Below are 22517 nucleotides of genomic sequence, written 5' to 3'. Positions count from 1 at the left end.
TATTTGAACGCCGTAATGATGACGGATAGCGCCGGAGGGTTACAGCAGCATTTTTATATAGTGTTATACCGACACAGGTATAAATCTTTGGAAAAACAAAAGGGCCTGGCGGCCCTTTTGGTCAAACTCAGGCGTCCGGGTATTCGCGGATCAAACGTTCGACGTCTTCAACCATATGATCGTTGCCGACGAAGAACGAGCGGCGCTGGTGCAGGCTTTCAGGAATGATATCCATAATCCGCTCTTTGCCGTCGCTGGCTTTACCGCCCGCCTGCTCGGCGAGGAAGGCCATCGGGTTGCACTCGTACAGCAGGCGCAGCTTGCCTTCCGGGTGGCTGGCGGTGCTTGGGTAGAGGTAGATACCGCCCTTCAGCAGGTTGCGGTGGAAATCCGCCACCAGGGAGCCAATATAGCGCGAGGTATAAGGGCGCTGGGTGGCTTTATCCTCTTCCTGGCAGAATTTAATGTACTTCTTCACGCCCGACGGGAATTTAATGTAGTTCCCTTCGTTGATGGAGTAAGTGCTGCCTTTCTGCGGATAGCGCATGCGCTCCTGACACAGGCAGAACACGCCCAGCGACGGATCGTAGGTAAAGGCGTGCACACCGCAGCCGGTGGTGTAGACCAGCATGGTGGAGGAGCCGTAAACCACATAGCCCGCAGCAACCTGCTTGTTGCCCGGCTGCAGGAAATCTTCTTCGGTTACCGGCGTGCCGACAGGGGTAACGCGACGGTAAATGGAGAAGATCGTGCCGACAGAGACGTTAACGTCGATGTTGGAGGAGCCATCCAGCGGATCCATCAGTACGACATACTTCGCGTGTTCACACCCTTCAAAGACGACGATTTCATCTTCTTCTTCCGAGGCGATCCCCGCAACGATGTCGCGTGCGCGCAGTGCAGCTTTCAGTTTTTCGTTCGCGAACAGATCGAGTTTCTGTTGAACTTCGCCCTGCACGTTCTCAGCACCGCTGGCACCCAGGATATCGACCAGACCGGCCTTGTTGATATCGCGATGGATGATCTTGGCGCCCAGCTTTATTGCCGACAACAAAGCAGTGAGTTCACCGGTAGCATGCGAGAACTCGTGCTGCTTTTCGACAATAAATTCACCTAACGTTTTCATAACACTTTCCCTGCATTGGATGTTGAGTAAAGTTGTTGATGCCCAACAATCTTAACAAACTTTCAAATAGTGTCGCAGAGGTGAATCGCGCCAGCTTGCTACAGATTTTCCTGAAATGCGTTTCTCTGCTGCTGACATATGCGTAAAATGTGCGCCACATTGAAGAAGGATAGTGACGTATGCGCATTCATATATTGGGGATTTGTGGCACTTTCATGGGCGGCCTGGCTATGCTGGCGCGCGCTCTTGGCCATGAGGTGACAGGTTCGGACGCCAATGTGTATCCGCCGATGAGCACGCTGCTGGAAAACCAGGGCATCGATTTGATTCAGGGTTACGACGCCAGCCAGCTGGAGCCGCAGCCGGATCTGGTGATCATCGGTAACGCCATGACCCGTGGTAATCCCTGCGTAGAAGCCGTGCTGGAAAGGAATATTCCCTACATGTCAGGCCCGCAGTGGCTGCATGATTTTGTCCTGCGCGATCGCTGGGTTGTTGCTGTTGCGGGGACGCACGGTAAAACCACCACCGCCGGAATGGCGACCTGGATCCTCGAAGCCTGTGGCTACAAGCCGGGCTTTGTGATCGGCGGCGTACCGGGTAATTTCGACGTCTCTGCCCGCCTGGGCGAGAGCCCGTTCTTTGTCATTGAAGCAGACGAATACGACTGCGCGTTCTTTGATAAACGCTCCAAATTTGTCCACTACTGCCCGCGCACGCTGATCCTCAACAACCTTGAGTTCGATCACGCGGACATTTTCGACGACCTGAAAGCGATCCAGAAACAGTTCCATCACCTGGTGCGCATCGTGCCGGGACAGGGGCGGATTATCCTGCCGGAAAACGACATCAACCTGAAGCAGACCATGGCGATGGGTTGCTGGAGCGAGCAGGAGCTGGTGGGCGAGCAGGGCCACTGGCAGGCGAAAAAGCTGACCAACGATGCCTCCCAGTGGGAAGTGCTGCTGGATGGCGAAAAGGTCGGGGAAGTGAACTGGGCGCTGGTGGGCGAACACAACATGCATAACGGCCTGATGGCGATTGCCGCTGCCCGTCATGTGGGCGTGCTGCCTGCCGATGCGGCCAATGCGCTGGGCTCCTTTATCAACGCCCGTCGTCGTCTTGAGCTGCGCGGCGAAGCTAATGGCGTGACGGTGTATGACGATTTTGCCCATCACCCGACCGCGATCCTGGCGACCCTGGCTGCCCTGCGCGGCAAAGTGGGCGGCACGGCACGCATCCTGGCCGTACTGGAACCGCGCTCAAACACCATGAAAATGGGCGTCTGCAAGGACGATCTGGCCCCTTCTCTGGGCCGTGCGGATGAGGTCTTCCTCCTGCAGCCGCAGCACATTCCGTGGCAGGTGGCGGAAGTGGCGGAAGCCTGCGTCCAGCCAGCGCACTGGAGCGCCGATGTGGATACCTTAGCGGAGATGGTGGTGAAGACCGCGCAGCCGGGCGATCACATTCTGGTGATGAGCAACGGCGGGTTTGGTGGGATCCATCAGAAGCTGCTGGACGGTCTGGCGAAGAAAGCACAGGCCGCAGAGTAATAAAAAAGCCCGGTGGCGCTAGCGCTTACCGGGCCTACATTTCGCACGACCTTGTAGGCCGGATAAGGCGTTTACGCCGCCATCCGGCAAACAACGGGTTGGGGATTAACCTTCCGCTTCCGCCAGTTCGCGCAGATACTGGAAAATCAGACGCGCAGATTTCGGCGGCTTGTTTCCCTCTTTCTCTTTCTTCGCGTTGCGGATAAGCGTTCGCAGCTGCTGGCGGTCGGCGTCCGGCCACAGATTCAGCACTTCTGCCAGGGCATCATCACCATTATCAATAAGGCGATCGCGGATCTGCTCCAGCTTATGGAACAGCGCAACCTGCTGGTTGTGGCGGTTTTTCAGCTTATCCAGCGCCTGGCGGATCGGATCCACATCGCGCTGACGCAGCAATTTACCAATCAACTGAAGCTGGCGACGGCGGCCCTCTTTCTTGATGCGTTGTGCCAGTTCGATGGCGGCACGCAGATCGGGATCGAGCGGGATTTTGTCCAGCGCGTTTTTACCCAGCTCTACCATTTCCGCACCAAGCTGTTTTAACTCTTCGGCGTCGCGTTTAATTTCACTTTTACTGACCCAGATGATCTCATCATCTTCGTCTTCGATGTCATCACCGGGAACGTCGTCGAGCCAGTCTTCGGGCTGCTTAGTCATGTCAGGCTCCTTAAAAAAAGAGGCTAATGTTACCAGTTTAGACGCGTACTGAGAAACGGTTCTCTGTTAGACTTCAGCTAACTACACCTTACATTATGGCATTTACGATGAAAGTGATCTCACAAGTTGCAGCGCAGCGTAAAGCACTGGAAGAGGCCGTCTCCATGGCCCTGGAGCTGGCGTCAGCGAAATCCGACGGGGCAGAAGTCGCCGTCAGCAAGACCACCGGCCTGAGCGTCAGCACCCGCTATGGTGAAGTGGAAACCGTTGAATTTAATAGCGATGGCGCGTTAGGGATTACTGTTTATCACCAGAACCGTAAAGGCAGCGCCTCCTCGACCGACTTAAGTCCGGACGCTATTGCCCGCACCGTGCAGGCGGCGCTGGATATCGCCAGCTACACCTCCCCGGACCCTTACGCCGGCGTCGCAGAACGGGAATTGTTGGCTTTCGAGGCCCCGGATCTGGATCTGTTCCACCCGGCGGAAGTGACCCCGGACGAAGCCATTGAGTTTGCGGCCCGCGCGGAACAGGCCTCCCTTAACGCCGATAAGCGCATCACCAACACCGAAGGCGGCAGCTTTAACAGCCACTACGGCATCAAAGTCTTCGGCAACAGCCACGGCATGCTGCAGGGCTACAGCTCAACCCGTCACTCGCTCTCCAGCTGCGTGATTGCCGAAGAGAACGGCGACATGGAGCGCGACTACGCCTACACCATTGGCCGCGCGATGGGCGATTTGCAGTCGCCTGAGTGGGTTGGGATGGAGTGCGCAAAACGCACATTATCCCGCCTCGCTCCGCGAAAACTGTCTACCATGAAAGCACCGGTGATCTTCGCCAATGAAGTCGCGACCGGGCTGTTCGGACATCTGGTGGGCGCCATTGCGGGTGGAGCGGTGTACCGTAAATCTACCTTCCTCCTCGATGCGCTGGGCACGCAGATCCTGCCGGAGTGGCTGACCATTGAAGAGCATCCGCACCTGCTGAAAGGGCTGGCCTCCACGCCGTTCGACAGCGAAGGCGTGCGCACGGAGCGTCGCGATATCATCAAAGACGGCATCCTGACCCAGTGGCTGCTGACCAGCTACTCCGCGCGCAAACTGGGGCTTAAGAGCACCGGCCATGCGGGCGGGATCCACAACTGGCGCATTCCGGGCCGTGGCCTGGGCTTTGAGCAGATGCTTAAAGAGATGGGCACCGGGCTGGTGGTGACCGAGTTGATGGGCCAGGGCGTCAGCGGCGTGACCGGCGACTACTCGCGCGGGGCGTCTGGCTTCTGGGTGGAAAACGGTGAGATTCAGTATCCGGTGAGCGAAATTACCATCGCCGGTAACTTAAAGGATATGTGGCGCAATATCGTGACCGTGGGCAACGATATCGAGACGCGCAGTAATATTCAGTGCGGATCCGTACTGTTACCGGAGATGAAGATCGCCGGTCAGTAACATTCAAGCGCACTCCGGTGCGCTTTTTTTTGATAATAAAAAAGGAAGTGAGCAATGCGTAAAACCCTGTTAGCTATCCTCGCAGCGTCATCGCTGGTAATGAGTACGTCGGTCTTTGCCGACCTGGAAGACAATATGGACACCCTCAGCGAAAACCTGAAGGTGGTGCAAAAAACCGATAATGCCGGAGAGATGAAAGAGGCGTTAACCAAAATGCGTACCGCGGCGGTGGATGCGCAGAAAGAGACCCCGCCGAAGCTGGAAGGCAAAGCGGAAGACAGCCCGGAGATGAAAGATTTCCGCCACGGTCTTGAGACGCTGGTCGGCCAGATCGACGGCGCGCTGAAGCTGGCGAACGAAGGCAAAGTGAAAGAGGCCCAGGCGGCAGCCGACGGGTTTGTCACCACGCGTAACACCTATCACAAAAAATACCGTTAATGGGTGCCTGAGCCTTACGCCCTGTCCCCGTGTGCGGAGGCGCACTAAGCGCCTCCGCCTGTTTGCCCCTACGATCCGGAGCGACACTCCATTTGCGCAATCACTTCAAGCGAACCGTTTCGAAAACGGATCTCGCACAGCGTTTTCCGCGTCACCAGAGTTAAGATGATTATCGTCAAAGAAATAATCATCAAAACCCCGATACTGGGATCTCTGCGTTTCATGGATGCCTCCTTGCTTTAAAAGCGGGCGAGGTAGCGAACTCCACGTGGTTGGACGTGTCGTTTCGAGCCCCCGCCCTGATTTTTAGTCAGGCGGGGCTTTCCACTTTCCGTCCCATGCAAGAGACGGTCAGTCTCAAGCACCCACGGCCACTCTACCCAATCCGCATAAGAAAACCTTATCCAGCTCACATTTCTACGAGTCTGCTCGTAAACTTTTTCACTTCCAGAACGCCGTATTCGCCGTTCAGATGCGTGATATTCGTCACGTAAATCCAGTTCAAAATCATTATTCAGGGCAATTATGTGGCACAGATCACTGGTGCCGCTCTCCTTTCCACTTCGAAGTGGAAAACAACTCGCTACAAACCCATAACAGCCGGCGTTAGTTTTATCCCAGAGCCAATAACGGGGTAAGACGAGTGATTAACGGAACGGTAATAAACGACACTGGAGACCAGGCGGCACAAACTGAACAGCTCGCCGAAAGCATGCTCAGGCAGACTTTCGCGCTGCTTAGTCATCACAACATTATCCCCAATGCCGTTCAGGAGCAGATGCTGACCTCCCACGTTCGCGCCATGGCGCACCGGTCAGTTACCGGCGAACCCTTGCCGGAGGTCGAAGCTGACCTGTTTGACGAAATTTCACCAGAATCCATGCGGCTTGCCCGTGAAGTGGTCGCGCAGTTTGGCAATCTTCCTGATGAAGAGGCCTGGCTGCTCTCCGTTCACTTCGAAGTCGCAAAAGACAACCTTTAAGGAGCACATCATGGAACAAATTACAGTTGTCATCGGCGATCGCCTGGGCAAAGGCCAGAAGGTTGCAGCAGGGGTTGAAAAAGCAGGTGGCCGCGCGGTCGTGGTCCCTGGCATGGCGGCGGATATGAAGCTCGGCGACGTGATGAAAGCGGAAAACGCCACCTTCGGCATCTCCTTCTGCGGCAGCGGCGGCGCGGGTGCTATCACCGCCCAGACCAAATATGGCTACAAAGCGAAGTACGGCATGCGTTCGGTGGAAGAGGGCGTGACCGCCATCAACGAAGGCTGCAACGTGCTGGGCTTTGGCTTTATGGATAAAGAAGAGCTGGGCGAGCGTCTGGTTCAGGCGTGGCAGAAGAAGCACGGCGCATAAGCATGAAAGAACAGTTCACCACCACGGTGAGAGTGAAAGGCAAAGGTGACGTCAAAGCGCGCGCCTTTGCCGACGCGCTGAACCACGTTCAGGCCGCGGTGATGAAAGCATCGCCGCATATCTTACTGCGTATTGAGCCACAGGATGTGCAGGTTGTTCAGGCGCAAGAAGCGGTGCGTAAAGAGGCGTTTCTGTTCTTCTTTTTGCGCCGGGAAAGACGCACCTACAGCGTGGAGCTGGACGTGACCGTCAACGTGACTGCCATCAATCTCGACCAGGTGGACTTTGTCACGCAACGCTGATTCTTACTAATAGGGCAGACTAATGTTCCTGATAATTTTAATAAAATCGCTCATCATCGGCGGCCTGGTTGGCGTCGGCGTTGGTGCCGGGGCTGCACGCATGTTTCATGCGCCTACCACACAAGGTATGGGCGCGTTTCGTACGTTGGGGGAGCTGAACTCCTGTGAAGGGGATCCGGCGTCCCACTTCTCCTTTGGGTTAGGCTTCTTCTTTAACGCCTGGGCGTCGTCAGTGGCGGCGGGTTCCTTCACCCAGGACGTAGACCATCGCATCATCCCTAACTGGGGTGCTGCGGCGCTGATGATCAAAAACCGCAACGTCGGCGAGACGCTGCACGATCCCCGCAAAATGGCGATTGCCTGCGGCGTGATCGGCATGATTGTCGTCACCTTCCTGAACCTCACCGCCTCGTCCGTTCCGGCCGCGCTGCAGGTGACCGCCGTTAAGGTGCTGGTGCCGGCGGCTAACCTGCTGGTCAACACCGTGATGCCGGTGATCTTCTGGCTGGCGGCCATCGACGCGGGCAAAAAATCGGGCTTCTGGGCTACCGTCTTTGGCGGCGCGGCGCAGCTGATTATGGGTAACGCCGTACCGGGTCTGGTGCTGGGCATCCTGATCGGCAAAGGCGTGGAAGAGAGCGGCTGGAACCACGTCACCAAAGTGATGATGGCGGCCATCGTTCTGCTGTTCGTGCTGAGCGGCTTCTTCCGCGGCTTCGACATGAAGATGATTGAATCCTTCCATCTGACCGTGCCGAACTGGCTCGACATGATCCACAACTCGCTCAGCGGCAAGTAACAGGAGCCTCTAAATGGAACAAAATAAAGGTTTTTGGTATGCCGACTGGTCGTTCCCGATCTTCGTTGGCCTGCTCTCCTCCGGCGTGTTCGCCGGGACGCACATGTACTACCTCTACGGCATCGGTGCTTTTAACGAAGTGGCCTTCGTGGCGATGCTGAAAGCGGGGATCGATACCGGGGCTTACGGCGCGGTAGCGGCGTTTGGCGCCAGCTTCCTGTTCGCCCGTATTATCGAAGGTTCGCTGGTGGGGATCCTCGATATCGGCGGCGCGATCCAGACCGGCGTAGGCTTAGGCGTTCCGGCGCTGCTGCTGGGCGCGGGCATCATGTTCCCGGTGACCAACTTTGCCGCCTCGCTGGCAACCGGCCTGGTGATTGGCCTGGCGATTGGTTACGTCATCATCCTGGCGCGTAAGTTCACCATCAACCAGAGCAACTCCACCTACGGGGCAGACGTGATGATGGGGGCCGGTAACGCCTCCGGCCGCTTCCTCGGGCCGTTGATTATCCTCAGCGCGATGACCGCGTCGATTCCTATCGGCATTGGTTCGCTGGCGGGCGCACTGCTGTTCTATATCTGGCAGAAGCCGATCACCGGCGGCGCCATCCTCGGTGCAATGCTGTTGGGCTGGCTGTTCCCGGTCGCCCTTTAATACCCGCGGGCGCTCAGGCGCCCGATTCATCAGGAGAACCCCATGTTTGATTTACTCCTGCGCCGTGCGCGCCTCACCGACGATACCCTGACCGATATCGCCATTCAGGACGGGAAGATCGCGGCGACGGGCGACATCACCGATCCCGCCCACCGCACCGTTGAGCTCAACGGCGACACTTACGTCAGCGCAGGCTGGATCGACTCCCACGTCCACTGCTACCCAAACTCGCCGATTTACCACGACGAGCCTGACAGCGTCGGCATCGCCACCGGCGTCACCTCCGTGGTCGACGCGGGCAGCACCGGGGCGGACGACGTGGACGATTTCTACGCTATCACCCGCAAAGCCTCCACCGAGGTCTTTGCCCTGCTGAACATCTCCCGCGTGGGGCTGATTGCCCAGAACGAGCTGGCGAACATGGCCAACATCGACGCCGACGCGGTGAAGCAGGCGGTACAACGCCATCCGAATTTTATCGTCGGCCTGAAGGCGCGCATGAGCAGCAGCGTGGTGGGCGAGAACGGCATTACGCCGCTGGAGCGCGCCAAAACCATCCAGAAAGAGAACGGCGACCTGCCGCTGATGGTCCACATTGGCAATAACCCGCCGAACCTCGATGAGATTGCCGACCTGCTGAGTTCCGGGGACATCATTACCCACTGCTACAACGGCAAACCGAACCGCATTCTGACGCCATCCGGCGAACTGCGCGCCTCCATCACCTCCGCTCTGAAGCGCGGCGTGCGTCTGGACGTGGGCCACGGCACGGCGAGCTTCAGCTTTGACGTGGCGAAACGCGCCATCGCGATGGGCATTCTGCCGCACACCATCAGCTCGGATATCTACTGCCGCAACCGCATCAACGGTCCGGTGGGCTCGCTGGCAAGCGTGATGTCGAAATTCCTCGCCATCGGCATGTCGCTGCCGCAGGTGATTGAGTGCGTGACCGCCAACGCCGCCGACGGCCTGCGTCTGACGCAGAAAGGGCGCATTCAGCCGGGGCTCGATGCCGACCTGACGCTGTTCACCGTTAAGCGCCAGCCGACGGTGCTGGTGGATGCCGAAAACGACAGCCTGCAGGCTGAACACATTCTGGTGCCGCTTGCCGCGATCCGCGCGGGCAAGGGCTACATGACCGAACAAGGGAGCACGGAACATGCCTTCGATTTTTGAGAAATACAATTTAAAACAGGTGATTAACACCTCCGGACGCATGACCGCGCTCGGCGTCTCCACCCCGCGCCCGGAAGTGGTGCAGGCGGCAATGGACGGCATGAACCAGTACTTCGAGATGAAGGATCTGGTGAACAAAACCGGCGAATACATCGCGAAACTGCTGGATGTGGAAGGGGCGACCGTCGTCTCCTGCGCCTCGGCGGGCATCGCCCAGTCGGTGGCGGCCGTACTGGTAAAAGGCAGCGACTGGCTGCTGGAAAACCTGCACGTCACCCCGATTGAGAACAACGAGATCGTCCTGCCCAAGGGCCACAACGTGAACTTTGGCGCCCCGGTCGGCACCATGGTGGCGCTGGGCGGCGGCAAACTGGTGGAAGCGGGCTATGCCAACGAATGCTCCGCCGATCAGCTGGCGGCGGCGATCACTCCGCGCACGGCGGCGATCCTCTACATCAAATCTCACCACTGCGTGCAGAAGAGCATGCTCAGCGTGGAGCAGGCGGCCGTGGTGGCACGTAAGCACGACCTGCCGCTGATCGTCGATGCGGCGGCGGAAGAGGATCTGCATACCTACTACCGCTCCGGCGCGGACCTGGTAATTTACAGCGGCGCGAAGGCCATTGAAGGCCCAACCAGCGGCCTGGTGATCGGCAGGACCCAGTACGTGGAGTGGGTGAAGCGCCAGACGGCGGGCATTGGCCGCGCCATGAAGGTGGGCAAAGAGGGGATTCTCGGCCTGACCTGCGCCATCGAACACTACCTGACGGCCACCAAAGAGAGCGGTGCTGAGATGGTGGCGAAGATGACCCCGTTTATTGACGCGCTCAACACCCTGAACGGCGTCACCGCCCGCGTGGTCTGGGACAGCGCCGGTCGCGATATCGCCCGTACCGAAATCAAGTTCGACGAAGCCGCCACCGGCGTCGGCACCGGCGACCTGGTGCACGCCCTGAAGCAGGGCGAATACGCCATCTATTTCCGTGGCTACAAGGCCAACGAAGGGATCATCGAAGCGGACGTGCGCAGCGTCAGCGCCGACCAACTGAATATTGTCTATCGCCGCATCAGCGAAGTATTAGGCCAGGAGAAAAAGGCATGAAACTGACCCCCAATTTTTACCGTGACCGCGTCTGCCTGAACGTGCTGGCCGGATCGAAAGCCAACGCCAGCGCCATCTATGAAGCGGCAGAAGGCCATGTGCTGGTGGGCGTGCTCTCCAAAAACTACCCGGACGTCGACAGCGCCGTGGCCGATATGCGCGAGTATGCCGCGCTAATCGATAACGCGCTCTCCGTGGGCCTGGGCGCGGGCGACCCGAACCAGTCGGCGATGGTGAGCGAAATCTCCCGCCAGGTACAGCCGCAGCACGTCAACCAGGTCTTTACCGGCGTGGCGACCAGCCGCGCGCTGCTGGGGCAGAGCGAGTCCGTGGTCAACGGTCTGGTCTCGCCGACCGGCACCGTCGGCATGGTGAAAATCTCCACCGGCCCGCTGAGCAGCGCGGCGCCTGACGGCATTGTCCCGGTGGAAACGGCGATTGCCCTGCTGAAGGATTTCGGCGGCAGCTCGATCAAATACTTCCCGATGGGCGGCCTGAAGTGCCGTGACGAATACAAAGCGGTGGCGGAAGCCTGCGCCCGTCACGATTTCTGGCTGGAGCCGACCGGCGGCATCGATCTGGAAAACTACGAAGAGATCCTGCAGATCGCCCTGGATGCGGGCGTGAGCAAGATCATCCCGCATATCTACAGTTCGATCATCGACAAAGCCAGCGGCGACACGCGTCCGGAAGACGTGCGCACGCTGCTGGAAATGACGAAGAAACTGGTTAAGTAATAAAAACCAACCCCTCACCCCAGCGGTGTAATCATCCCCTCTCCCCTATGGGGAGAGGGTTAGGGTGAGGGGAACAAACCGCACAATCTCAGGATCCCCATGCACACCCAACATCAGCAGTACGCCTGGGTCGGCACTTACCATCCCCACGGCGAAGGCTTATACCGCTTTACCCTCGACCCCATCACCGGCGCGCTCAGCAACAAAACCCTGGCGCATACCCTGACAAACGCCGCGCAGCTGGCTATTGCGCCGGATGGCAATACGCTCTATCTGGCAAGCGAAGTGGAGCAGGGCGTTGTCCAGGCGTTGCGTATTGATGACGCCGGGGAGTTGCATCTGCTGAACGAGGTGGCGTCCGGCGGCGCAGGCCCGGTATCCCTGTCGTTGACCCCTACCGGACGTTACCTGCTGGTGGCCAACTACGGGGGCGGGTCGGTGGCCGTTCTGCCGGTGAAGGCAGATGGCAGCCTGAGTGAGGCCAGCGACGTTCATCTGCATCGGGGCGAGCCGGGTGCGGCAAAACCGGAAGCCGCCGTGGAGGGCAGTTTTGCCATCAGCGGGCATAGCGCCCCGCATGCCCACATGATCGCCGCGGATCCGAGCGGGAGATTCGTTTTTTCTACCGATCTGGGACTGGATCGCATCTATCAGTACCGTTTTGACGATCAAAGCGGAAAGCTCATCCCGAACGATCCGCCGTTTATCAGCGCCTCTTCGAAGGGAGCCGGGCCGCGCCATTTCGTCTTTACGCCAAAAGGCGATGCCCTGTGGCTGATTAACGAAGAGGCGTCTACGCTGACCCATTATGTGCTGGATAACAGCGGCAGGCTGAAAGAGGGTAAAACGGTCTCCGCGCTGCCGGAAGGTTACAAAGGCACCAGTTTTGCCGCCGGGCTGGCATTAAGCACTGATGGAAAACAGCTCTATGTCGCTAACCGTTTGCATAACAGCATCGGGCACTTTACCGTAACGGCGGACGGCATCCTGACCCATCAGGACGATGTCTGGACGCGGGGCGATTACCCGCGCACCCTGACGCTGGATAAACAGGGACGCTGGCTGTACGTCATGAACCAGCGCAGCGACAACATCACCCGTTTTCGCGTGGCGCAGGACGGCAGGCTGAGCTTTGAGCCAGACTACACCCCGGTAGGCAGTCCATCCCAGATGGTCATTTCACCCTGAGCAGTAAGAGGACAACCCCGTGCGATTTCCCAACCAACGTTTAGCGCAACTGTTCGAGATGTTGCAAAACGAAACGCTGCCGCAGGATGAACTGGCGCAGCGGTTGTCGGTATCCACGCGTACCGTCCGGGCGGACATTTCCGCGCTCAACGCGCTGCTGGCGGGGAACGGGGCGCAGTTTATCCTCAGCCGCGGGAACGGCTACCAGCTGAAGATCGACGATCCGGCGCGCTATCAGCTGCTGCAGGATTCCCACCCACGGATGCTGCGTATTCCGCGCACCGGCCCGGAACGGGTGCACTACCTGGTGGTGCGTTTTCTCACCTCGGCGTTCTCCCTCAAGCTGGAAGATCTGGCCGACGAGTGGTTCGTCAGCCGCGCTACGCTGCAGAGCGATATGGCGGAGGTGCGGGAGTGGTTTCACCGCTACCGCCTGACCCTGGAGACCCGTCCGCGTCACGGCATGAAGCTGTTTGGCAGCGAGATGGCGATCCGCGCCTGCCTGACCGATCTGCTGTGGCAGCTGGCGCAGCAGGACAATCTCAACCCGCTGGTGACGGAAGTGGCGCTGAATGCGGGCGTGCCGGAGCAGCTCGCCGCCGTCCTGCATGAGACCTTTACCCGGCACCATATTCGCCTCACCGATGAGGGCGAGCTGTTTTTACGCCTCTACGGCGCGGTGACGGTGCGGCGCATCAGCGAAGGCTATCCGCTGCCGGAATTTAACGCCGAAGAGGTGGCCGAGAACGTGCGCGACGCCGCGCGGGATATCGCCAGCGCCATCGCCCGGCTGGCAGATAAAACGCTGGCACCGTCGGAAGTGACCTGGCTGGGGGTGCATATCGCCGCGCGCCAGGTGCAGGAGATCTCCCCCAGCGCCATCAACGCCGATGATGAAGAGGCGCTGGTGAACTACATCCTGCGCTATATCAACACCCACTATAACTACAACCTGCTCGACGACGCCCAGCTGCACGCGGATCTGCTGACCCACATTAAGACCATGATTACCCGGGTGCGCTACCAGATCATGATCCCCAATCCGCTGCTGGATAACATCAAGCAGCACTACCCGATGGCCTGGGACATGACCCTCGCGGCGGTCTCCAGCTGGGGCAAATACACTCCGTATGCGATCAGCGAAAACGAGATTGGCTTCCTGGTGCTGCATATCGGCGTCGGGCTGGAGCGCCACTACAACATCGGCTATCAGCGCCAGCCGCGGGTGATGCTGGTGTGCGACGCGGGCAACGCGATGGTGCGGATGATCGAGGCGGTGCTACAGCGCAAGTATCCGCAAATCGAGGTCACCCGCGTTCTGACGCTGCGGGAATATGAGCAGTGCGAAAGCATCAGCGAAGATTTTGTCATTTCCACCGCGCGCGTCGGCGAAAAAGCCAAGCCGGTGGTGATGATCGCCCCGTTCCCAACCGACTATCAGTTAGAGCAGATTGGCAAGCTGGTGCTGGTGGACAGAACCCGTCCGTGGATGCTGGAAAAATACTTCGACGCCAGCCACTTCCGCGTGATTGAAAAACCCATCGACCAGCAGACGCTGTTCCAGGAGCTGTGCGGCCAGCTGCAGGAGGAGGGGTTTGTGAACGCGGAGTTTCTCGACTCGGTGGTCGAGCGTGAGGCCATCGTCAGCACCCTGCTCGGCGACGGCATCGCCCTGCCGCACTCCCTCGGTTTGCTGGCGCAAAAGACCGTAGTTTACACCGTGCTGGCCCCACAGGGCATCCAGTGGGGGGATGAAACCGCGCACGTCATCTTCCTGCTTGCCATCAGCAAAAGCGAGTATGAAGAGGCAATGGCCATCTACGATATCTTCGTCACCTTCCTGCGCGAACGGGCAATGACCCGGCTGTGCGGCTGCCACGACTTTGCGGAATTTAAATCCGTGGCAATGGAGTGTTTGAGCCGGTTTTGAGAGGCGCTATCCAGAATTCGATGTAATGCGAATGTAATGCTAAACTGCATTACAATTTCGTTCTTACCGGAGGCATAATGGCCACACTTAACGTCCGTCTGGATGACACGCTCAAAAACGAGGCTTATGCCGTGCTGGAAAAACTGAATATTACCCCGACGGAAGCCGTCCGGCTGCTGTTCCAGTATGTCGCGGAAAATGGCCGTATGCCGGTTAAAACCGTAACGGTGAGCGACAGCGAAGATCAACTGCTCAGGACGGTCAGGGAGCGGCTGGCGGATCCGCAAAAAGGGATCAAGGTTAGTCTGGATGATCTATGAGCTGAGAAATCAGCTGCCTATCGTGACATAAATCACCGGCTTTAGGGCTCAACGCAAATGATGCACCACCTGGTTACTGCTGCCGCGCCAGATAAGCATCGGATCTTTCAGATCCTGCACGAACTTGCCGTCGATCAGCACGTTGATGAGATCCACCACCTGCAGCTGGGCGTCGTTCAGTTCGTCCAGCTTGTAGCCGGTCCACATCCAGATATCTTTTCCCGGGCATTCGGCGCGGATGCGCTGTACCAGTTTTAAGATATCCGGCACGTTTTGCGGATGCAGCGGATCGCCGCCGGATAACGAAATGCCCTGACGTTTAATGCGCGTGTCGTTGAGATCGTCGATGATCAGCTGCTCCATCTCTGCGGTAAACGGCATCCCGGAGTTCAGCCGCCAGGTGCTTTTGTTGTAACAGCCCGGGCATTCGTGGATGCAGCCCGAAACAAACAGAGTGCAGCGGGTGCCGGGGCCGTTGACGATGTCGACGGGGTAGTATTGGTGGAAGTTCATTTTCGCTTCTCAATTAACGCCATTACTGCGTTGGCTGCACTCGCTTGCCGCCTTGTCCTGGCGCGAGCTGCTTTGCGAAAACGCCGGGTGGCGCTACGCTTACCCGGCCTACAAAAGAGCGCGGTCCGTAGGCCCGGTAAGCGCAGCGCCACCGGGCATGAAGGCGGCAGCGAATTACCCGATCTGCCCATTCCCTAAATGCTTAACCCGGCGCTTCACCTCTTCCTGCTTACCGGCGTTGAACGGACGGGCGTCCGGGCTACCCAGATAACCGCACACGCGGCGGGTCACGGAGACGCGGGCGGCGTCGTGGTTACCGCATTTCGGGCAGGTGAAGCCTTTGCTGGTGCATTCGAACTCACCGGTAAAGCCGCACTCGTAGCACTCGTCGATTGGCGTGTTGGTGCCGTAATAAGGCACGTGCTGATAGCTGTAATCCCACACGTCTTCCAGCGCCTTCAGGTTGTGCTGGATGTTCGGGTATTCGCCGTAACAGATAAACCCGCCGCTCGCCACCGGTGGGTAGGCCGCTTCGAAATCGATCTTGTCGTACGGGTTCACCTTCTTCTCCACGTCGAGGTGGAAGCTGTTGGTGTAGTAGCCTTTATCGGTCACACCCTCCACCACGCCAAACTCGGCGGTATCCAGGCGGCAGAAGCGGTCGCACAGGTTTTCGCTCGGGGTGCTGTAGAGGCTGAAGCCGTAGCCGGTTTCGTCTTTCCAGCGATCCACCGCGTCGCGAAGGCGCTGCACGATAGCGATGCCTTTCTCACGCAGGGCTTCGCTGTCATAGATGTGCTTGTCACCACAGAGCGCATTAATGGTTTCATGGATGCCGATATAGCCCAGCGAAATGGACGCCCGGCCATTCTTGAAGATCTCAGACACATCGTCGTCGGCCTTCAGACGCACACCGCAGGCCCCTTCCATATACAGGATTGGCGCGACGCGGGCCTTGACCCCTTCCAGACGGGCGATACGGGTCATCAGCGCTTTACGCGCCAGCACCAGACGCTCGTCCAGCAGTTTCCAGAAGGCCGCTTCGTCGCCTTTGGCTTCCAGCGCGATGCGCGGCAGGTTGAGGCTGATGACGCCCAGGTTGTTACGCCCGTCGTGGATCTGCTCGCCGTTTTCATCTTCGTAGACGCCGAGGAAGCTGCGGCAGCCCATCGGGGTTTTGAACGAGCCGGTAACTTTCACCACCTGGTCATAGTTCAGAATGTCCGGGTACATGCGCTTGCTCGCGCACTCCAGCGCCAGCTGCTTGATGTCGTAGTTGGCATCGCCGAACTTGTGGTTCAGGCCGTCGCGGATGGCGAACACCAGCTTCGGGAACACCGCGGTTTTGCGGTTTTTGCCGAGGCCGGAGATACGGTTGCGCAGAATGGACTGCTGGATCAGGCGCGACTCCCAGCTGGTGCCCAGGCCAAAGCCAAAGGTGACAAACGGCGTCTGGCCGTTGGCGGTGTGCAGGGTGTTCACTTCGTATTCCAGCGACTGGAAGGCGTCGTAGCACTCTTTCTCGGTGCGGGAGCGGGCATAGCCGTCCGCATCCGGGATCTGCCACTCTTCTGCCACCTGACGGTGCTTGTCAAAGCTGGCGGTCACAAACGGGGCCAGCACTTCGTCGATACGGTTGATGGTGGTGCCGCCATAAATATGGCTGGCAACCTGGGCGATGATCTGCGCGGTTACAGCAGTGGCGGTGGAGATCGATTTTGGCGGCTCAATCTCGGCGTTGCCCATCTTAAAGCCGTGGGTCAGCATGCCTTTCAGGTCGATCAGCATGCAGTTGAACATCGGGAAGAACGGCGAATAGTCGAGATCGTGATAGTGAATATCCCCGCGCTCGTGGGCCTGCACCACGTCGCGCGGCAGCAGGTGCTGACGGGCATAGTGTTTGGCGACGATACCCGCCAGCAGGTCGCGCTGGGTCGGGATCACCTTGCTGTCTTTGTTGGCGTTTTCGTTGAGCAGCGCGGAGTTGGTCTGCTCGACCAGGCCACGGATCTCCTGGTTCAGACGACCGCGTTTTTCACGTTCGATATCCCGGTCGTGACGGTATTCAATGTAGGCGCGCGCCAGCTGCTTGTACGGGCCAGACATCAGCTGGTTTTCCACCGCGGTCTGGATCTCGTTGATGTCGACCTTGCTGCGGTCATGCATCTGATTGCTGACGACTTCTGCGACGGTGGCGCAATAGTCTGCGTCATCGACTCCCGCTGCTTTAGCTGCACGCAGAATCGCTTCCTTGATGCGCTCTGATTTGAAAGGCACGTTACAGCCATCTCGTTTCATCACATGCGGTGTCATGATCACTCCATTTTAAGAACAGGTTATCCACAGAAGCAGGGAAAAGGGTCGGGGCCGTAACTGCCGACGCGCGCGCGATTTCTCCTGATATCGACCCTTTTTATCCACAAACTGATGCCGCGTGGGTTGCAAAGTCTTGTGGCAATAATAGATGATGAATACAACATCTTGGGTCGGCGAGCATTCTAAGTTCTATATGTAGTGATTTGCATCAAACTTGTTTGCGATTTATTTGATTCAGGACAAGGTAAAAAACGAAGTGTACAGATGACGGGCGATCCGGGATTTGTAAATTCTTCAAGCGCTAATCTGGTTGATTTTCCACCAAAAAAAGCGTGCGCCGGGCAAGGGTGCGCTGCCCGGCGGATAACATCAGTTTTGCAGCCACCACACCGCTTCAAACGGACGCAGGGTCATGGCGCCAGGCTGCCGGGACACCTCGGCATAGTTGCTCATCGCCACCTGCCATTTGCCGTCCACCGAATGCGGCCGCCACGGCTGGCACTCGCGGCTCAGGTTCGCGACCACCATTAGCGTCTGGCCCTGCCAGTGACGGCGATAGCACCACAGGGACGGGTGATCCGGGAGCAGATCCTGGTAATCCCCCCAGGTCAGCACCGGCAGGGTTTTACGCAGCTGGATAAGCGCCTGGTAGGTGTAAAACACCGAGTCGGGATCGGCCAGCGCCGCGTCAACGTTGATCGCCTCTGCGTTATCGCCCAGCCCAATCCACGGCTCGCCGGTGGTGAATCCGGCGTTGGGGGAGGCATCCCACTGCATCGGCGTGCGGCTGTTATCCCGGGACTTACTTGCGAGGATCGCCAGCAGGTCGTCGGCATCATGTCCCTGGTTGCGCAGTTCGGCGAACATGTTGTGGCTCTCCACGTCGCGATAATCGGTGATGCGGCTGAAGTGCGGGTTGGTCATTCCAATCTCTTCACCCTGGTAGATGTAGGGCGTGCCCTGCATCCCGTGCAGCACCATCGCCAGCATCTTCGCCGCCGGGACGCGGTACTCTCCCTCATCGCCAAAGCGCGAGACGATGCGCGGCTGATCGTGGTTACACCAGAACAGCGCGTTCCACGCCCGGTTGTGCATCCCCTGCTGCCAGTGGCTGAACAGGCTTTTCAGCGCCACATAGTCCGGCTTTGCCAGGGTCCACTTCTCGCCGTTGGGATAATCCACCTTCAGATGGTGGAAGTTAAAGGTCATCGACAGCTCGCGCCCGTCCAGCGCCGCGTACTGCTGGCAATGTTCCAGGCTGGTAGAGGACATCTCGCCCACCGTCATCAGGTTGCGCGGGATGAAGACGTCCCGGCTCATCTCCTGCAGGTAATTGTGAATACGCGGCCCGTCGGTATAGAAGCGGCGACCGTCGCCGATGTTGTCTTCCGGGAAATCCTGATCTTTTGAAATCAGGTTGATCACGTCGAGGCGCAGGCCGTCCACGCCGCGATCGGCCCAGAACTCGCACACCTTTTTCAGCTCGGCGCGCACCTCGGGGTTCTCCCAGTTCAGGTCCGCCTGTTCCGGGGCAAAAAGGTGCAGATAGTACTGCTCGCTCTCGGCATGCCAGCGCCAGGCGTTGCCGCCAAACTTGGAGCGCCAGTTATTAGGCGCCTGCTCCGGGGTGCCGTCGCGCCAGATATAGAACTCGCGGTACGGGCTTTGCGGGTTCAGCGACTCGCGGAACCACGCGTGCTGGGTGGAGGTGTGGTTAAACACCATATCCAGCACGATGCGCATTCCGCGGCGATGGGCTTCGGCCACCAGCTCGTCGAAGTCGTCCAGGGTGCCGTAGGCCGGATCGATGCTGACGTAGTTCGCCACGTCGTAGCCGTTATCCACCTGCGGAGAGATGTAGAACGGCGTCAGCCAGAGGGCGTCAACGCCGAGGGTTTTGAGGTAGTCGAGACGCGACGTCACGCCGCGCAGATCCCCGGTGCCGCGCCCGGTGGTGTCCTGGAAGCTCTTCGGGTAGATCTGATAGATGACGCCGTTTTGCCACCAGTGAGGAAGGGTATTCATTATGCGTTCCTGCAAATGCGAAGGGGGCGCAACTGCGCCCCGAAGAAGATTAAACCGCCTGTAACGCGCCCTGACGGTACTTGCGCTGATAGACAACGGTGGTCAGCGCCATCGGAACGATGATCGCCACGGCCATTGCCAGGGAGAACACCTGCCAGTAGGTCGGCTGGATGGAGAGAATGCCTGGCAGGCCACCGACGCCAATGCCGTTGGCCATCACGCCGTTCAGTCCGCACAGCAGGCCCGCCAGCCCGGAGCCGATCATCGCGCACAGCATCGGGAAGCGGTACTTCAGGTTGATACCGTACATCGCCGGTTCGGTGACGCCGAGGTAGGCGGAGATCGCCGCCGGAACCGAGATTTCACGCTCGTTATGCTTGCGGCTGACGATGATGATGCCGGTGACCGCCGAGGCCTGGGCAATGTTCGACAGGGCAATCAGCGGCCACACCGGGGTACCGCCGAGGCTCTGGATCATCTGCATATCAATGGCCAGGGTGGTCTGATGCACGCCGGTGATCACCAGCGGGGCATACAGGAAACCAAACAGCGCGGCGCCAATCGGGGCGAAGCTGCCGGTCATCAGGTGACGCACCGCGTAAGCAACGCCGTCGCCAATCATGCGGCCAAACGGACCGATAAAGGCGTGGGCGAGGAACACCGCGAGGATCAGGGAGCAGACCGGCACCACCACCAGATAGAGGTAGTCCGGCACCATGCGCTTGAGGCGGGTTTCAATCATCCCCAGCGCCAGGCCAGCCAGCAGGGCCGGGATCACCTGCGCCTGATAGCCCACTTTGGCGATGGTAAACAGGCCGAAGTTCCACACTTCAGGCACCTGCTGTCCAAGTAAGTAAGCGTTCATTAACTGCGGAGAGACCAGCGTCACGCCCAGCACGATACCCAGGATCGGGGTACCGCCCATTTTGCGCACCGCCGACCAGCAGATGCCCACCGGCAGATAGAAGAAGATGGCCTCGCCAATCAGCCACAGGAAGTCATAGATGCTCTGTAGAGCCGGATACATCTGGGCCAGGGTTTTGCCGTCGCTCATCGGCACATCGCCAATCACGTTACGGAAGCCGAGGATCAGGCCTCCGCTGATCAGCGCCGGCAGCAGCGGGAAGAAAATCTCTGCGAAATGTGAAATGAGCTGTTCATGCCACTTCATGCTCTGGCGCGCCGCTTTCTTGGCCTGCTCTTTATCAGCCGAGGAGTGGCCGGTGGTCGCCAGCAGCGCCTTGTAGTAGTCGCCCACTTCGGTGCCGATCACGACCTGGAACTGTCCGGCGTTGGTGAAGCAGCCTTTCACCATCGACAGATCTTCGATGGCTTTCGGGTCGGCTTTGGCCGGGTCGTTTAACACAAAACGCAGGCGGGTAATGCAGTGGCTGACTGTGGCGATATTGTCACGTCCGCCAACCAGCACGATCAGCTGGTCGATATCCGTTTGTTTTACTTTGCTCATCATGAAACCTCATGACACTCGTTCAGGGGGAGGAAGATAACTGGTGGCAAGCCTACTCTTAACCTCAATTAACGAAAATGGGAACGTTCCCGAAATCGGGCGAGGATCACAATAAAGCGTCTTTTGACCCTCAGGAAAGGGTGGCGGGAATGACGATCTGGCGTGGTTTGCTGCGGCCGTTAATCTGCTCAATCAGCTGCAGAGCGGCCTGACGGCCGGAGTCGGCGTAGCCGGGATCGACGGTGATGATCTCCGGGTGCAGGAACTTCATCAGCGGCGTGTTGCCCACGCTCGCCAGCTGCAGGCTGTCGATGCGTTGTTCTTGTAAGTACTTACTTGCGCCCAGAGCCAGAGTATCCGTGGCGCAGACCAGCGCGGTGGTCTGCGGGGTCAGCACATCGGCCACCTTCTCATAGCCCTGTTTCATCCCCAGACCGGGTAAGGCGGCGACCGCTGGCAGCGCATGCTGTTTGCAGAATTCCAGATACGCAGCATGGCGGCGCTGGCCGGTGGTGACGTCGCTGTGGGGCACGCCAAGATAGCTGATATGGCGATGGCCGCTCTCATACAGGCGCTGCATCAGGATGTGGATCGCCCCTTCATCGTCATAGCATACCGAGGCAAACCCGCGGGCATCGCGCGCCAGCAGCACCAGCGAGGACTGCCACGGGGTGAGCATCTCTTCACTGATGCCGGTAAAGCCAAACAGCACCACGCCGTCGATATTGCGGCGCTTGAGCATCCCGAGATGCTCTTCCACCATCTGCGGCGAGAACTTACTCTCCATCATGATCGGATCGTAGCCCTGTTCGTAGAAGGCGGGCAGCATGGTCTGGACGGCCAGGTTTTCCGACAGCGAATCCAGACGGGTGACGATAATTGCCACCACCTTGTCGCTCTGGCCACGCATGGCGCGCGCCGAGCGGGAAGGGGAAAAGCCGTGCTGATCCATTACCGCCTCGACGCGCTCGCGCGTGCGCTGGCTGACACCACTTTCGTTATTCAGCACCCGCGAGACGGTGGATTTACCCACGCCGCTCAGACGGGCAATGTCTTTAATGGTGAGGCGGTTCTGCATGCTTTATATCCTGTTATGCATCAATGAAATAATCAGTAAGCCTAAATCGGGTATGGCGATGTGCAATGGGCAATGTCTGGTTTACGTTTGGTTTAATGCCAGGGCGGTATCATACCGCCCGAATTGTCACTCACGGTATGGTTAAAACACTATACTGCGCGCCGACTTACTTTTTTTACTTACCGGAGGCCGTATGGATCCCGATCCCACCCCTCTCCCGACAGGGAGAACCCTTTTACTCCGGTAAGTCTCTTCCTGCCTTACCGGATGCGTAAGGCAGTGACGTTTTATCCGTCCCTGCATAGTTGATATCGCCGCTCAGGCGTGGCTT

At 58.6% G+C, this 22517-nt stretch carries 21 protein-coding genes and 1 pseudogene; 14 read left to right on the top strand and 8 right to left on the bottom strand.

All coding sequences use genetic code 11. The annotated features are described in order from the left end of the window. Positions 1 to 127: 127 nt before the first annotated feature. Positions 128 to 1126, bottom strand: a complete 999-nt coding sequence (fbp, locus tag ACOYA6_RS14670) for a class 1 fructose-bisphosphatase (protein WP_039030617.1) — start codon at positions 1124 to 1126, stop codon at positions 128 to 130. 179 nt (positions 1127 to 1305) lie between these two features. Here fbp and mpl point away from each other — a divergent pair, with 179 nt between their 5' ends. Further along, entirely contained in the window at positions 1306 to 2679 is a 1374-nt protein-coding gene (mpl, locus tag ACOYA6_RS14665; RefSeq protein ID WP_039030616.1) for a UDP-N-acetylmuramate:L-alanyl-gamma-D-glutamyl-meso-diaminopimelate ligase, read from the top strand. Positions 2680 to 2784: 105 nt separating this feature from the next. On the opposite strand, the gene yjgA is transcribed toward mpl, so the two are convergent. Beyond that, positions 2785 to 3336 carry a ribosome biogenesis factor YjgA gene (yjgA, locus tag ACOYA6_RS14660; RefSeq protein WP_138370108.1) on the bottom strand — a complete coding sequence of 184 codons (552 nt, stop codon included), beginning with the start codon at positions 3334 to 3336 and terminating at the stop codon, positions 2785 to 2787. Positions 3337 to 3431: 95 nt separating this feature from the next. Between yjgA and pmbA the strand changes: the two genes are divergently transcribed. Together pmbA and cybC are read left to right on the top strand one after the other, a co-directional pair. Further along, positions 3432 to 4784: a metalloprotease PmbA gene (gene pmbA / locus ACOYA6_RS14655; RefSeq protein ID WP_422654915.1), complete on the top strand. Its 1353-nt coding sequence runs from the start codon at positions 3432 to 3434 to the stop codon at positions 4782 to 4784. Between the two features lie 54 nt (positions 4785 to 4838). Beyond that, the gene (gene cybC, locus ACOYA6_RS14650; RefSeq protein ID WP_039030613.1) at positions 4839 to 5222 is read left to right on the top strand and encodes a cytochrome b562; all 384 of its coding nucleotides are present in this window, start codon (positions 4839 to 4841) and stop codon (positions 5220 to 5222) included. Positions 5223 to 5290: 68 nt separating this feature from the next. On the opposite strand, the gene ACOYA6_RS14645 is transcribed toward cybC, so the two are convergent. After that, a complete protein-coding gene (locus ACOYA6_RS14645; protein WP_231568143.1) occupies positions 5291 to 5413 on the bottom strand; it encodes a Hok/Gef family protein in 123 nt (40 codons plus the stop codon). Between the two features lie 452 nt (positions 5414 to 5865). On the opposite strand from ACOYA6_RS14645, the gene ACOYA6_RS14640 reads away from it, so the two are divergent. From ACOYA6_RS14640 to ACOYA6_RS14590, 11 genes and pseudogenes are all read left to right on the top strand, one after another. Continuing rightward, positions 5866 to 6204 carry a glycine dehydrogenase gene (locus tag ACOYA6_RS14640; RefSeq protein WP_422654914.1) on the top strand — a complete coding sequence of 113 codons (339 nt, stop codon included), beginning with the start codon at positions 5866 to 5868 and terminating at the stop codon, positions 6202 to 6204. 10 nt (positions 6205 to 6214) lie between these two features. Further along, positions 6215 to 6577: an SFCGS family glycine-rich protein gene (locus tag ACOYA6_RS14635; protein WP_032616243.1), complete on the top strand. Its 363-nt coding sequence runs from the start codon at positions 6215 to 6217 to the stop codon at positions 6575 to 6577. A 2-nt stretch (positions 6578 to 6579) separates the two neighbouring features. Then, positions 6580 to 6879, top strand: coding sequence for a DUF4312 family protein (locus tag ACOYA6_RS14630; protein ID WP_039030610.1), 300 nt, complete (start codon positions 6580 to 6582; stop codon positions 6877 to 6879). 22 nt (positions 6880 to 6901) lie between these two features. Further along, a complete protein-coding gene (locus tag ACOYA6_RS14625) occupies positions 6902 to 7678 on the top strand; it encodes a DUF4311 domain-containing protein (RefSeq protein WP_039030609.1) in 777 nt (258 codons plus the stop codon). Positions 7679 to 7691: 13 nt separating this feature from the next. Beyond that, on the top strand, positions 7692 to 8333 hold the full coding sequence (locus ACOYA6_RS14620) for a DUF4310 family protein (RefSeq protein ID WP_039030608.1): 642 nt from the start codon (positions 7692 to 7694) through the stop codon (positions 8331 to 8333). 42 nt (positions 8334 to 8375) lie between these two features. Further along, on the top strand, positions 8376 to 9509 hold the full coding sequence (locus ACOYA6_RS14615) for an amidohydrolase/deacetylase family metallohydrolase (RefSeq protein ID WP_422654913.1): 1134 nt from the start codon (positions 8376 to 8378) through the stop codon (positions 9507 to 9509). Continuing rightward, positions 9493 to 10611 carry a DgaE family pyridoxal phosphate-dependent ammonia lyase gene (locus tag ACOYA6_RS14610; protein ID WP_422654912.1) on the top strand — a complete coding sequence of 373 codons (1119 nt, stop codon included), beginning with the start codon at positions 9493 to 9495 and terminating at the stop codon, positions 10609 to 10611. The genes ACOYA6_RS14615 and ACOYA6_RS14610 overlap by 17 nt, the downstream gene beginning before the upstream one ends. Continuing rightward, positions 10608 to 11348: a 2-dehydro-3-deoxy-phosphogluconate aldolase gene (dagF, locus tag ACOYA6_RS14605; RefSeq protein ID WP_039030605.1), complete on the top strand. Its 741-nt coding sequence runs from the start codon at positions 10608 to 10610 to the stop codon at positions 11346 to 11348. Before ACOYA6_RS14610 ends, dagF begins: the two co-directional genes overlap by 4 nt. Before the next feature lie 117 nt (positions 11349 to 11465). Next, a pseudogene (locus tag ACOYA6_RS14600) lies at positions 11466 to 12536 on the top strand (lactonase family protein); the annotation flags it as partial. A 19-nt stretch (positions 12537 to 12555) separates the two neighbouring features. Further along, the gene (locus ACOYA6_RS14595) at positions 12556 to 14466 is read left to right on the top strand and encodes a BglG family transcription antiterminator (RefSeq protein ID WP_039030604.1); all 1911 of its coding nucleotides are present in this window, start codon (positions 12556 to 12558) and stop codon (positions 14464 to 14466) included. 77 nt (positions 14467 to 14543) lie between these two features. Next, positions 14544 to 14786 (top strand): type II toxin-antitoxin system RelB/DinJ family antitoxin, encoded by a 243-nt coding sequence (locus ACOYA6_RS14590; RefSeq protein ID WP_039030603.1) that lies wholly within the window; start codon positions 14544 to 14546, stop codon positions 14784 to 14786. Between the two features lie 48 nt (positions 14787 to 14834). Here the strand turns inward: ACOYA6_RS14590 and nrdG are convergent, their stop codons facing one another. The 5 genes from nrdG to treR all read right to left on the bottom strand — a co-directional run bounded on the left by nrdG (position 14835) and on the right by treR (position 22186). Continuing rightward, positions 14835 to 15299 carry an anaerobic ribonucleoside-triphosphate reductase-activating protein gene (gene nrdG, locus ACOYA6_RS14585; protein WP_422654911.1) on the bottom strand — a complete coding sequence of 155 codons (465 nt, stop codon included), beginning with the start codon at positions 15297 to 15299 and terminating at the stop codon, positions 14835 to 14837. A gap of 174 nt (positions 15300 to 15473) precedes the next feature. Beyond that, positions 15474 to 17612: an anaerobic ribonucleoside-triphosphate reductase gene (gene nrdD / locus ACOYA6_RS14580; protein ID WP_039030601.1), complete on the bottom strand. Its 2139-nt coding sequence runs from the start codon at positions 17610 to 17612 to the stop codon at positions 15474 to 15476. Positions 17613 to 17984: 372 nt separating this feature from the next. Beyond that, entirely contained in the window at positions 17985 to 19640 is a 1656-nt protein-coding gene (gene treC, locus ACOYA6_RS14575; protein ID WP_422654910.1) for an alpha,alpha-phosphotrehalase, read from the bottom strand. Positions 19641 to 19689: 49 nt separating this feature from the next. Then, positions 19690 to 21108, bottom strand: coding sequence for a PTS trehalose transporter subunit IIBC (gene treB, locus ACOYA6_RS14570; RefSeq protein ID WP_422654977.1), 1419 nt, complete (start codon positions 21106 to 21108; stop codon positions 19690 to 19692). A 130-nt stretch (positions 21109 to 21238) separates the two neighbouring features. Further along, the gene (gene treR / locus ACOYA6_RS14565) at positions 21239 to 22186 is read right to left on the bottom strand and encodes a trehalose operon repressor TreR (RefSeq protein ID WP_139564074.1); all 948 of its coding nucleotides are present in this window, start codon (positions 22184 to 22186) and stop codon (positions 21239 to 21241) included. Positions 22187 to 22517 lie beyond the last annotated feature (331 nt).

It is taken from the genome of Leclercia barmai (assembly GCF_049312895.1).
Lineage (GTDB): Bacteria > Pseudomonadota > Gammaproteobacteria > Enterobacterales > Enterobacteriaceae > Enterobacter > Enterobacter barmai.
The sequence above is the reverse complement of the archived record's forward strand: the minus strand, read 5'-3'. Positions and strand labels throughout refer to the sequence as shown.

What these genes read in the sequence shown, in the direction of transcription:
- nrdD (WP_039030601.1), bottom strand. Translation starts at nt 17,612, where the DNA reads ATGACACCGCATGTGATGAAACGAGATGGCTGTAACGTGCCTTTCAAA.
- cybC (WP_039030613.1), top strand. Translation starts at nt 4,839, where the DNA reads ATGCGTAAAACCCTGTTAGCTATCCTCGCAGCGTCATCGCTGGTAATG.
- ACOYA6_RS14590 (WP_039030603.1), top strand. Translation starts at nt 14,544, where the DNA reads ATGGCCACACTTAACGTCCGTCTGGATGACACGCTCAAAAACGAGGCT.
- ACOYA6_RS14610 (WP_422654912.1), top strand. Translation starts at nt 9,493, where the DNA reads ATGCCTTCGATTTTTGAGAAATACAATTTAAAACAGGTGATTAACACC.
- treR (WP_139564074.1), bottom strand. Translation starts at nt 22,186, where the DNA reads ATGCAGAACCGCCTCACCATTAAAGACATTGCCCGTCTGAGCGGCGTG.
- ACOYA6_RS14620 (WP_039030608.1), top strand. Translation starts at nt 7,692, where the DNA reads ATGGAACAAAATAAAGGTTTTTGGTATGCCGACTGGTCGTTCCCGATC.
- ACOYA6_RS14635 (WP_032616243.1), top strand. Translation starts at nt 6,215, where the DNA reads ATGGAACAAATTACAGTTGTCATCGGCGATCGCCTGGGCAAAGGCCAG.
- ACOYA6_RS14615 (WP_422654913.1), top strand. Translation starts at nt 8,376, where the DNA reads ATGTTTGATTTACTCCTGCGCCGTGCGCGCCTCACCGACGATACCCTG.
- ACOYA6_RS14645 (WP_231568143.1), bottom strand. Translation starts at nt 5,413, where the DNA reads ATGATTATTTCTTTGACGATAATCATCTTAACTCTGGTGACGCGGAAA.
- ACOYA6_RS14630 (WP_039030610.1), top strand. Translation starts at nt 6,580, where the DNA reads ATGAAAGAACAGTTCACCACCACGGTGAGAGTGAAAGGCAAAGGTGAC.
- mpl (WP_039030616.1), top strand. Translation starts at nt 1,306, where the DNA reads ATGCGCATTCATATATTGGGGATTTGTGGCACTTTCATGGGCGGCCTG.
- yjgA (WP_138370108.1), bottom strand. Translation starts at nt 3,336, where the DNA reads ATGACTAAGCAGCCCGAAGACTGGCTCGACGACGTTCCCGGTGATGAC.
- treC (WP_422654910.1), bottom strand. Translation starts at nt 19,640, where the DNA reads ATGAATACCCTTCCTCACTGGTGGCAAAACGGCGTCATCTATCAGATC.
- nrdG (WP_422654911.1), bottom strand. Translation starts at nt 15,299, where the DNA reads ATGAACTTCCACCAATACTACCCCGTCGACATCGTCAACGGCCCCGGC.
- treB (WP_422654977.1), bottom strand. Translation starts at nt 21,108, where the DNA reads ATGAGCAAAGTAAAACAAACGGATATCGACCAGCTGATCGTGCTGGTT.
- ACOYA6_RS14625 (WP_039030609.1), top strand. Translation starts at nt 6,902, where the DNA reads ATGTTCCTGATAATTTTAATAAAATCGCTCATCATCGGCGGCCTGGTT.
- dagF (WP_039030605.1), top strand. Translation starts at nt 10,608, where the DNA reads ATGAAACTGACCCCCAATTTTTACCGTGACCGCGTCTGCCTGAACGTG.
- pmbA (WP_422654915.1), top strand. Translation starts at nt 3,432, where the DNA reads ATGGCATTTACGATGAAAGTGATCTCACAAGTTGCAGCGCAGCGTAAA.
- fbp (WP_039030617.1), bottom strand. Translation starts at nt 1,126, where the DNA reads ATGAAAACGTTAGGTGAATTTATTGTCGAAAAGCAGCACGAGTTCTCG.